The sequence below is a fragment of the Sphingomonas sp. Leaf25 genome (assembly GCF_001421635.1).
In the GTDB taxonomy this organism is placed as follows: Bacteria; Pseudomonadota; Alphaproteobacteria; order Sphingomonadales; family Sphingomonadaceae; genus Sphingomonas.
Genome location: NZ_LMKU01000005.1, coordinates 1,237 through 4,139 on the forward strand (window position 1 = coordinate 1,237; position 2,903 = coordinate 4,139).

A 2,903-nucleotide genomic window follows, 5' to 3' on the forward strand; every position below is an offset into this window, starting at 1 on the left:
CCTTTCGAGGCGCTTGGGGATCGGTGGACGCTGGGTCTATCCCCGCGCATGCGGGGGAGCCGCCCATGCGTCGATCGATGTACTGGACACCCGGGGTCTATCCCCGCGCATGCGGGGGAGCCAGCCGAAGGATAGCTGATGCTCTGGCTGGCAGGGGTCTATCCCCGCGCATGCGGGGGAGCCCACACCGTCACTACGCCCCGGCAAGCCCAGCAGGGTCTATCCCCGCGCATGCGGGGGAGCCCTCTTTTTTTGTGCGTGATGGCGGTTATGTCCGGGTCTATCCCCGCGCATGCGGGGGAGCCTCGCTTGCGGCGTCCTGCCCGTGATCCTTGCTGGGTCTATCCCCGCGCATGCGGGGGAGCCGCCGTCGCCACCATGACGCCGCGCGCGGCGTCGGGTCTATCCCCGCGCATGCGGGGGAGCCCCGAGAATGGCCGCCGCCTCGAAAGGCTCGCCGGGTCTATCCCCGCGCATGCGGGGGAGCCGATTAGAGCTTGATGCAGGCGAGTATGGCGCGACAATTACGATCAGCGGAGCGCGTCAATTAGGATGAGCGCCTGCGGGCATGTGTTGGTCGGCTAATTGACGCGCGGCGTCAATTAGAAGGTGATGGATCCGCGCTGCTGGTGATGTCGGTGATGCGGGCCTGGGCGGTTTTTTGCCGGTAGCTGGCGGTGTTCATCTCGAGGATGATGGCGTGGTGGACGAGGCGGTCGATGGCCGCGACGGTCATGGCGGGGTCGGGGAAGATGTCGTCCCATGCGCCGAAGGGCTGGTTGGCGGTGATGAGGATGGAGCGGCGCTCGTAGCGGGCGCTGATCAGTTCGAAGAGGACGGAGGTTTCGGCCTGGCTTTTCCGGACGTAGGATAGGTCGTCGAGGATGAGCAGGCGGTATTTGTCGAGCTTCTCGATGGCGGCCGCCAGGCGCAGTTCCTGGCGGGCGGTCTGGAGTTGCTGGACGAGGTCGGTGGTACGGGTGAACAGGACGCGGTGTCCAGCCTCGACGAGCGCATGGCCAAGCGCTGCGCTCAGGTGCGTCTTGCCGACGCCGGGCGGGCCGAACAGGAGGATGTTGGTGCCGCTGTCGAGCCAGCTGTCGCCGGCCGCGAGCGCGTTGATACGCGCGAGGCTGACCATGGGGGTGGCGGCGAAGTCGAAGGTGTCGAGGGTCTTGCCGGCAGGAAGACGAGCGTCGGCGAGATGCCGGGCGGTGCGGCGGTTGGCGCGCTCTGCGACCTCGTGTTCGAGGAGCGTGGCGAGCGTCCGCGCGGCCGGCCACCCCTCGGTGTCGGCGGTGTCGCCGATGCTGGGCCACAGCCTGGCGACGGTGGGCAGGCGCAACTCGGTCAGGAGCAGCGGCAGGCGGGCGGTGTCGGTGGTGCGGGTCATGCCGCCATCTCCATCGCGGTCGCGCTCAGCAGCCGGTCGTAGCTGGCGGGCTTGGGTATCTCGACATGGACGGATGGCACGGTCGTACTGGCGGGCATGAAGCGGGCGCGCAGATCGGCGAGGTCGGGCAGTCCGCCGGCATCGAGGATAGCGTCGAGCGCGACGGCGAGATCGGCCTCGACGCCCTGGTCGTGGGCGAGCGCGAGCAGGCCGACCATGGTCCGTCCGGCATCGCGCGCGGACCTGACGGCGTTGAGCGCGTCCCATGCCCGCCGGTACGCCGGGCGTGGCCACAGTGCATCACGGTAGCTGAGGCCGGCGAGCGCTCCTGGTTTCGCGCGCAGCGAGCCGATGACGTGACGATAGTCGACGACGTGGGTGGTGGTGCGCCCGGCCGTCTTCGCCGGCGCGCGACCGCGCGGCAGCGTCACCACGAGCGCTGCTCCCAGGAACGCCTCGATGCGCTCGTCGTGGACGCGCAGGTGCAGGCGATGTCCGATGAGCCGTGAAGGCACGGTGTAGAAGGCGTGGCGGAACGAGAAGCCGGACGAGCTGGTGACGCGCACGCTGGCTTCGTCCCACGTTGCCGGCGATGCAGGCGGCAGCGCGCGCAGATACGCCCGCTCGATATCGATTGCGTCGGCGTGCCGCCGGTTATGGTCGGCGACGCCGCCGCTCACGAAGGTGCGATAGTCGTCGAGGGTCTCAAAGTTGGACGAGCCGCGCAGCAGCAGCGCCTGTGCGATGCGGTCCTTCAGATGGCCATGGCGGCTCTCGATGGCGCCGTTCTCGTGCGCGACGCCGCGGTTGTTGCGCGTCGGCACCATGCCGTAATGCGCCGCGAGCGCGGCGAAGCGGCGGGTGAGATCCTGCGCGTCGTCGCTGCACAGGTTGCGGAACGCGGCCGACAGGCTGTCGGAGCGGTGCTCGTGCGGCGCGCCGCCCAGGACGGCGAGTGCCTGCGACAGCCCGGTCGCCAGCGCGGTGTAGCTCTCCCCGCCCAGCACGACCTCACCGTGCTCGAACCCGGAGTAGACCAGCGCGAAATGATAGAGCCGGTGGTCGAGCGGTACCCCGGCGACGCACACGCCCAGCTTGCCCATGTCGGTGAAGTCGGAAAGTCCCATGCGGCCCGGGCCATGGGTCTGGGGAAACATGACCTCCCGGTCCGGGCCGTGCAGCGCCTTCCAGGCGCGCATGCGCCGCTCCAGGGTACGCCGGATGGCCGGGGTGACCCGGTCGGGATGACGGCGGTCCAGCTCACCCAGCACCGTCACCGGGCGCAGGCCGGGCGCTGATTTCAGCATGGGAACGACGACCTCGTCCCACAGCCCTTCCAGCGGGTCGGTGCGCGTGCGGTACCGGCGCGCCTCCTTGCGCGCCGATGGCGGTCGTGGGTCGCGCTCGATGCGACGGCCGGTCGCGACGGAGATGCCGGCCATGGCGGCAGCGGTGGTTTGCGGACGGGTCAGACGGGCATTCATGTAGAGCCTCACTTGCTGGTCGGTGA

The 2,903-nt window shown here is 69.4% G+C and carries 2 protein-coding genes and 1 CRISPR repeat array; both genes read right to left on the reverse strand.

The window, feature by feature from the left end:
* Positions 1-32 precede the first annotated feature (32 nt).
* Positions 33-488: direct repeats of the CRISPR family, unit length 29 nt; unit sequence GGGTCTATCCCCGCGCATGCGGGGGAGCC.
* A gap of 110 nt (positions 489-598) precedes the next feature.
* Complete coding sequence (istB, locus tag ASE78_RS02665; RefSeq protein ID WP_056492916.1) at positions 599-1,393, reverse strand: IS21-like element helper ATPase IstB; 795 nt, start codon at positions 1,391-1,393, stop codon at positions 599-601.
* Positions 1,390-2,903: IS21 family transposase (gene istA / locus ASE78_RS02670; RefSeq protein ID WP_235514853.1), on the reverse strand; the 1,514-nt coding region annotated here is incomplete at its 5' end. The genes istA and istB, both read right to left, overlap by 4 nt.